Source organism: Paenibacillus sp. TY11 (genome assembly GCF_059772165.1).
Genome location: NZ_JCBAIQ010000012.1, coordinates 213,964 through 221,469 on the forward strand (window position 1 = coordinate 213,964; position 7,506 = coordinate 221,469).

Annotated in this window: 7 protein-coding genes and 1 rRNA gene; all 8 read left to right on the forward strand. The window is 44.3% G+C overall.

Annotated elements, in window-relative coordinates; translation table 11 throughout:
• Positions 1–57 precede the first annotated feature (57 nt).
• Positions 58–519 (forward strand): GNAT family N-acetyltransferase, encoded by a 462-nt coding sequence (locus AC6EJC_RS15850; RefSeq protein ID WP_444954803.1) that lies wholly within the window; start codon positions 58–60, stop codon positions 517–519.
• A gap of 98 nt (positions 520–617) precedes the next feature.
• Complete coding sequence (locus AC6EJC_RS15855) at positions 618–1,331, forward strand: MgtC/SapB family protein (RefSeq protein WP_444954804.1); 714 nt, start codon at positions 618–620, stop codon at positions 1,329–1,331.
• A gap of 83 nt (positions 1,332–1,414) precedes the next feature.
• Entirely contained in the window at positions 1,415–2,059 is a 645-nt protein-coding gene (locus AC6EJC_RS15860) for a hypothetical protein (protein WP_444954805.1), read from the forward strand.
• 7 nt (positions 2,060–2,066) lie between these two features.
• Entirely contained in the window at positions 2,067–3,470 is a 1,404-nt protein-coding gene (locus AC6EJC_RS15865; protein WP_444954806.1) for a DUF4097 family beta strand repeat-containing protein, read from the forward strand.
• 108 nt (positions 3,471–3,578) lie between these two features.
• A complete protein-coding gene (perR, locus tag AC6EJC_RS15870; RefSeq protein WP_444954807.1) occupies positions 3,579–4,010 on the forward strand; it encodes a peroxide-responsive transcriptional repressor PerR in 432 nt (143 codons plus the stop codon).
• A gap of 184 nt (positions 4,011–4,194) precedes the next feature.
• Positions 4,195–5,913, forward strand: a complete 1,719-nt coding sequence (locus AC6EJC_RS15875; RefSeq protein WP_444954808.1) for a glycosyl hydrolase family 18 protein — start codon at positions 4,195–4,197, stop codon at positions 5,911–5,913.
• Between the two features lie 113 nt (positions 5,914–6,026).
• A complete protein-coding gene (locus AC6EJC_RS15880; protein WP_444954809.1) occupies positions 6,027–6,905 on the forward strand; it encodes a nucleotidyltransferase-like protein in 879 nt (292 codons plus the stop codon).
• A 495-nt stretch (positions 6,906–7,400) separates the two neighbouring features.
• Positions 7,401–7,506, forward strand: a 16S ribosomal RNA gene (locus AC6EJC_RS15885); the annotation flags it as partial.

Consider the following 7,506-nt stretch of genomic DNA (forward strand, 5'->3'; position numbering starts at 1 on the left):
AAGCTTTAGAAGCGTGATGACTTGCATATTATGAGTTTCCTTAGGAGGGAAAACAGCATGATTAATCTATGTTCATTGGAAGATGATGATTTCGTCAGTCAGATATGGCGTCTTCAGCACGTAGCCTATAGGCTGGAAGCTGAGCTGATTGGGTTTGATGAGATTCCTCCACTGATGGATACATTGGAGACGCTGAGAAGCTGTGGAGAGTCTTTTTATGGGTGGCTGGAGGACGGTGAACTGCTAGGGGCTTTGGCTGTGCAGTCTGAGTCGCCCGGTTCGCTTACCCTTACACGTATGATGGTTCATCCAGATCATTTTCGTAAAGGGATTGCGGACTCATTAATGAAGCATGTTTTGAATGAATATCAAAATATACCGCTGTTTATCGTCTCCACAGGAACTTTAAATACTCCTGCGGTGACACTCTATCGAAAACATGGCTTTCGCCCCGTTTCCACGGCCGAGGTCGCCCCAGGCGTGGAATTAACTACCTACCATTTGCATAACGTGGAATAGCGTTGAGATATCATTAAATTGGCATTGAAAATGCACACAAGCTCACAAACCGCGCACCCGGAGAGGGAAGCAACAACATACCCGGGAGGAGAGACTCGATGGATAATCCGTGGATTATAGACGATTCACATATCATTTTACGACTTTTACTGTCCATGCTTCTCGGTGGATTCATTGGCTTTGAGCGCGAACGTTCCAATCACGCTGCTGGTTTAAGAACTCATATTATGGTCAGTCTTGGTTCAACGCTGATTATGCTACTCTCCATTTACGGCTTTGCCGATTTTATTAAAGAAGCTAATGTACGCATAGATCCCGCGCGTTTGGCTACGGCGGTGATTACTGGCGTAGGTTTTTTGGGTGCAGGGACGATTATGTTCACGGGTAAATCGATTACCGGACTAACAACTGCGGCTTCCATTTGGGTCGTGGCTGCCATTGGCCTTGGGGTCGGAGCAGGCTTTTATTTCCCGTCTATAGCGGCGACGGTGCTCGTATTTTTAAATTTATGGGTGTTTAACAAAGTAGAACTTCGGTATATGCGTGGACGCAAGCGTCATCTTATTACATTGTACGGATTGTCCTCTCACGGATTACTGGAGCAAATTTCGACTTATTTAGAGCAAGAAAAAGTGGAAATACGTAAAATCATAATTAAAGAACATGAAAATGTCCCATTTCACGAACTACACCCAGATCGGCAGAGTATGGAGGTTTCCTTAGAGGTGCTGGCCCGCCATGATTTTAATCCAGTACGTATTGCAGCTGATTTACGACAATGGGAAGATGTAGCTGCAGTCTCCGTAGAATGATCGTCTACCGCTTTTTTACAGTTACTCTTAAATCCGATTGGGGTACTATGTAACCATCAAAGCATTTTTCAGCGGAGCCACGTATGGAATTCAAAGGGGAGGATGGCATGAACTCGGAACAACCGTTACCGTCTGAAGAGGCTCGGCAGCCACAAGCCCCGGAACAGCCTCGGCAGGGGAAGCGTCTGAAATACTCTAAATTTCGCAAAGTGATTGCTATTATCATGGCTGCATTGTTACCCGGACTGGGACATCTTTTTTTAGGGCTGTTTATTAGGGGGCTTACATTTATTGTATTGCTCCTGCTAGATATTTTTGCGATGCTGTATGTTTCCTCTGACGGCTTGAGGATTAACATCCCGTTACTTATTTTGCTTGGGTTGTTCATACCCGTTTTATATTTTTATAATGTTTATGATGTCTTACAGTCAGCAGATTACATGGTTCGTTATCGACGTAAGCCAGATCGTTATGCACGAATGGATGCTAAAGGCCAGCAAAGTAGTCCTTTTTATGCATGGGAGAGAGGCTTTGCTTTTGCCGTCCTTTTGGTGGCAGGCGGTGGGCTTATGATTCTATTCCGCATGAAACCTCGCTGGTTGAGCATTTTCTTTGAGGATTATGGATTCCTGACACTGGCCATTTTATTAATGATGATCGGTTTATTCCTTTTTCTAAGGGAAGCCTTTCTGTCCTTTAAACGTAAAAAGTTGAAAGAAAGAGGGTGAAGCTGGCGTGCACCGCAAAATAAGAGTCGGGCGCTACACCTCTTCTCTTCTGTTGATGGCTGTAGGCATTTTGCTTATTGTAGATGTGTTTCAAAATACTGAATATATGCTCCAGCTCCTTGTTTGGTGGCCCGTAATCTTTGTGCTTTGGGGACTGGAGTATCTGATTTTTTTTGGTGTGTACTATCGCAAAGAGGGCAAGTCTGACAACGGACGGCGTTTCAGACCTGACCTGAAGGGGATTATGTCCGCTTTGGTAGTGGCTGCTTCGGTTTTTATCGTGACTCAGCAAAATCATTATATGTACCTGTGGAACCGGGTCAGTCTCAATCTGACGTCGGCCTCCATGGATTTTAGCCAGGCTAAAGAGAATCGGTATGATATGGGCGGTGTGCTGGTGCCTGTAACCATGCAGACGTCCGATTTAGTAGTTGATTCGGTTAATGGTGATATAACACTGATCAGACGGCCTGTGTCCAATATAGAGGTACGTGGGACTCTGTGGGTGGATCAAGCACCTGCTGCCGAAGCGGACAAGATTGCTCAAGCTTCTTCACTGACTTCTACCGACGGCAAGACCATCCAGATTCGTCCGGAGGTACAGTCATACGGAGCATCAAGCAAACGTCAGCCCCGTATGAACATGCTGATCACCGTGCCGGAAGATCGGCGGTTCAATATGCAGATTAGAACCTCCAACGGGAATATTACCCTGAACGGAGTTGACGCTATCGACAGCATCCGGCTCGAGAGCGGTAATGGGAATCTCACAGTTAATGACGCTATCGGCAATGTCAAAGGAGTCACCCTGAACGGTCAGGTTAAATTGCATCGGATTTCCGGAGATGTGGATGTGCGAACGAATCGTGGCGACATGCAGGCAGGGGATATTGAAGGAGCCGTGGCGCTACACACGATGGTAGGTGATATTCAGCTTGCCCGCTCGGAAGGGGATATTACGGTTGATACTCAGAATGGTGACATGAATGTGCTGAATTCTACAGCCAAGCTGAATGCAAATTCGCTTAATGGCGCTATCAAAGTGCATAGCGAGCAGGTAGGCGGAGATTGGAAAATATACAGTGCTGTCGGTGATATCGTATTGGATCTGCCGTCGAATGGAGATTTTCAGTTAGAGGGTTCAAGCAGTTATGGCAATCTTCAATCCGATTTTCCTTTTAAGATAGACAGTAAAAGTATTTCAGGTCAAAACGGGACAGGCAAGTATGCGATCAACGTAGAGGGTAACAGCAATTTAACAATTAAAAAGTTACTGATGCCGTCGTTACCCGACTTGGATGATTCCGGAGGATCGACTGCGCCTGCTACATCTGAAAGTTCTCCGGTTGAACCGGAAGCTCCTGTGACAGATACCTCTACAGGAACATCCGGCGATAATACGGCGCGTTGACAAGAAACTTGAGTAGACCGTACAATGTGAGTAGGTTTAGAAGTAAGTTGTAAATAGATGCGTGGTAATTGGTAGGATCGTAAGTAAGGGATAAGGCGGTGGACATATATGGCGGCACGCGTCCAGCATGCTTTGGAACTTCTGAAGAAGACAGGTGTACGCATAACACCCCAGCGCCATGCCATATTAAACTATTTGATGGAATCTATGGGGCACCCGACTGCAGATGAAATATATCGAGCGCTCGAATCCAAGTTTCCAAGTATGAGTGTGGCTACGGTTTATAATAACTTAAAGATGTTTATAGAAGCGGGTATGGTACATGAGTTGACCTATGGAGATAACGCCAGTCGTTATGATGCCAATGTTTCGGAGCACTATCACGTCATTTGCGAAAAATGCGGAAAGATTGAAGATTTCAGTTACCCGTATTTGGCTGATGTGGAACGCCATGCCGCGTTGGAAACAGGCTTCGAGGTGCATGGACATCGTATGGAGTTATACGGAGTATGCAAAGCTTGTAGTAACAAACAATTGTAACGAAACAAGGAATAGAAGTTTTTGTGCGGTATGTATATATTGTAATGGATTGGAAACGTGAGGAATTCCCCATAAGCGGGGATTTACCGCGTTTTTTTGTTTAAATCACTTTATTTTTGTTTTAAGTAATCTGTTGAAGTTACAAAATGCAGAAATCCAAAGTTCTTACAATGGAGGTTCAATATTGGCCAGAAATCATTCCAGACGCCGCCGTAAACGTTCACGATTCAAAGGAGCGGCAAGCCTGCTATTGTTCGCAGCGATTATATGCGCAATTACTGTCGTATGGTTTGGTAATCCTCTTCACGAGAAACCCGATTGGCAGGGCAGTGTCCGGCCTATTTTTATGCAGGGCAAGTTGACCGGGTATGAAGCTCAAAACTCCGGCAAGAACATGCTGATGCCGCTTAAATTGGTGCAAAGTCAAATTGATCCTACAGTACGTTATGAGGATGACAGCCAAACCGTCATTATGGCAACGAGACAAAACCTGCTCCATATGAATGTTTCGAAGGCACAAGGGGAACTGAATGGTAAAACTTATGCGCTAAGCGCAGCCCCTCAGGTGATCAGTGGAGAGGTGTATATCCCCATAGAGGCTGTACGTGAAGTATACGGCGTATCTATACACGAAGACCCTGTAACAGGTGCCGTCATCCTGATGAAAGCCGGGGAGAAGGTCAGGCTGGGTAATGTAGAAAAGAAGGATGGAAAACAGGATGCTAAAATTGCTTTGCGTAAAGAAGCCTCTAGCCTATCTTTTATTTTGACAGATATATCTCAGCGGACGAAGGTACGTATTTGGTCCAAACAGGGCGATTGGTATTTTGTTCAGTTAGACAATGGCTATGCGGGATACATTAAGGCGGACAATGTCTCTGAAGGAGAAGAGCTTGCTGTACCTTCGGTTAAGGACGATTTGTCCATCTCGGAGAAGCATTGGGAGGGTAGACCAGTAAACCTCGCTTGGGAGGCTGTCTATAATCGCAAGCCCGATCCTTCTAAATTTGATCCTATGCCTGGAGTAAATGTGGTGAGTCCTACATGGTTCAGTGTCGTTGATCATGAGGGTACTGTAGAAAGCAATGCGGATCCTGCTTATGTCAGCTGGGCACATCGCAAGGGGATGGAGGTATGGGGCTTGTTGAGCAACAGTTTTAACCCCGAATTAACGACAGAAGCACTGTCTACCTTCGAACGTCGAAAGTCGATTATAGATCAGATGATTTCACTTGCACAAGAAAATGATCTGGACGGCATTAATGTTGACTTTGAAAATGTTCATACGAAGGATGGTCCCAATGTCACCCAATTTTTGCGGGAACTTAAACCGATGGCTCGGCAACATGATTTGATACTGTCTATTGATGTTACGCCCAAATCTCAAAGTGAGATGTGGTCTGCTTTTTTGGATCGAAAATCATTGGGCACTATCACAGATTATCTCATGGTAATGGCCTATGATGAGCATTGGGCTGCTAGTCCAAAGGCTGGTTCTGTTGCCTCGCTACCATGGACGGAAGCGTCAATTAAGCGAATTCTTCAGGAGGACGAAGTGCCGCCTCAAAAAGTAGTTTTAGGTATTCCGTTATATACCCGCGTATGGTCCGAGACTCCTAAAGAAGGGAAGATTAAGGTTACCTCCAAATCACTTGGTATGGAGTCAGCAGCAGATATCATAGCAAAATTTAAGTTGAAGCCCAAATTCAGAGCTTCCGAAGGCCAGAATTATGTCGAGTATACAGAAGACGGTGTGGTCAAAAAGATTTGGCTGGAGGATCAGGTATCTCTGGAGGCAAGAGTGGAACTTGCCAAATCTCTTAAGCTTGGGGGAATTGGTGTGTGGAATCGAACCTTTGCGGATGAAGACGCTTGGGATACTCTAAAAGAAATAAGTGAATAAGATAAAAATTTTTACAATTGAAGAAGGAAGTCTCTTCTTTATGTAGAAATGATCACATGTATCCAAATATCCAATTTAGCGGTTGTAGCCGCCTTGCAGGTATGGAGGGAGAAGTGCAGCTAACCAAATTAAACCTGATGTATGATGAATTGTTGCAGGAAGATTCGATAGGTGTTATTTCGTACAGAAAGCCGGGAGAGTATTTTCACGGTTCGATGTTGTACGACTTTGATGAACTCATTCTAATAATTGGAGAAGGCCGGAAGCCAGCTCGTTCCATTCAGCACTTATTTATTAATGGATTAAGATGCCAAGTGTTGTACGCAACGCTCAGCTGTCTGAAGGGTTGGATTATCGCTGGTGAACAAGCCAACATTATAGATTATTTGCTAGAAGGTCGTATTGTCTGGGAACGGAATGACAGGGTCCGTCTTTTAAGGCAGGAAATTGTTGAATTCAACGATCCACTGCGGGAGCAGAAGCGATTTCATGAGTTCTCCCGCTTTCTGGTCAATTACGTTCATGGTAAAAGAGCGGTGCGAGAAGGGCGGATCATTGAAGCTTATCAAAGTGTTCTGAAGGCATTGGATCATTGGGCGTCTATTGAACTCATTGGACACGGGATTTATCCAAAGGTTCACTTATGGGTTCAGGTACAGCCTCTGGATCGAACGATTGACAAGCTGTATAACGAACTCACATTAAGTACGGAAACCCTGGAGCAACGGGTTGAACTGGTACTGCTTGCTTGTGAATTTTCAGTCATGTCAAAAATGGAAGAGTGCTCATCTCCGCTATTCCGTATATTAGGCAGCAGACGGGAACCTTGGTCTATAGGTGAACTTATTAATCATCCTGAGCTAAAGAATCTTCAATTAGATCTTACCGTCGTGCTCCGTAAACTGGTATATCGTTCACTTATTAGAGAAACAGCCGACGGGGACTTTAGGGATCGTGGACAAAATCGTGAACTGCGCTACTCCCTTATTTGATGTGTAAGGTTGATTTGTCAGGAAGAAAGGTCGTTAAACGGACTTTTCTTCCTTTTTTTGTACGTGAATTAGATTTGTAGGAGGTTAAAACATATAAATTATTATTTTAGGTTGACGAGTATATAAAATATGTGCTAAGTTATAACTCGCCCCATTAAGCAACATGAATAATTTAGAACTGTTTAAAGCAGGATAAACGTGTTGCATCAAGCGAAAAAATAAAATTTTTAAAAAAAGCTTGACGAAAAATGAGGTTATGTGTTACATTATTTAAGTCGCCGCTGAGACGCGGTGGTGAAAGAAAGTAAGACATTATGCAGGTTTGATCTTTGAAAACTGAACAACGAGTGAGTAATGATTTTGCTTGCAAAATCAATGCTGAAATTCTAGTATATACCGTCAGGTTGTATAGAATGGAAGCGAAAAGAGATATTTTATCTCGTCAGTTTCAAAATGAGCTTATCGCTCTTTCTATAAACCAGCTTCGGTTGGTCTTTAATGGAGAGTTTGATCCTGGCTCAGGACGAACGCTGGCGGCGTGCCTAATACATGCAAGTCGAGCGGGGTTGTTTAGAAGCTTGCTTCTAAACAACCTAGCGGC

Excerpts from the sequence above, each read along its gene's own strand:
- AC6EJC_RS15850 (WP_444954803.1), top strand. The coding sequence starts at position 58 with ATGATTAATCTATGTTCATTGGAAGATGATGATTTCGTCAGTCAGATA.
- AC6EJC_RS15855 (WP_444954804.1), top strand. The coding sequence starts at position 618 with ATGGATAATCCGTGGATTATAGACGATTCACATATCATTTTACGACTT.
- AC6EJC_RS15860 (WP_444954805.1), top strand. The coding sequence starts at position 1,415 with ATGGAATTCAAAGGGGAGGATGGCATGAACTCGGAACAACCGTTACCG.
- perR (WP_444954807.1), top strand. The coding sequence starts at position 3,579 with ATGGCGGCACGCGTCCAGCATGCTTTGGAACTTCTGAAGAAGACAGGT.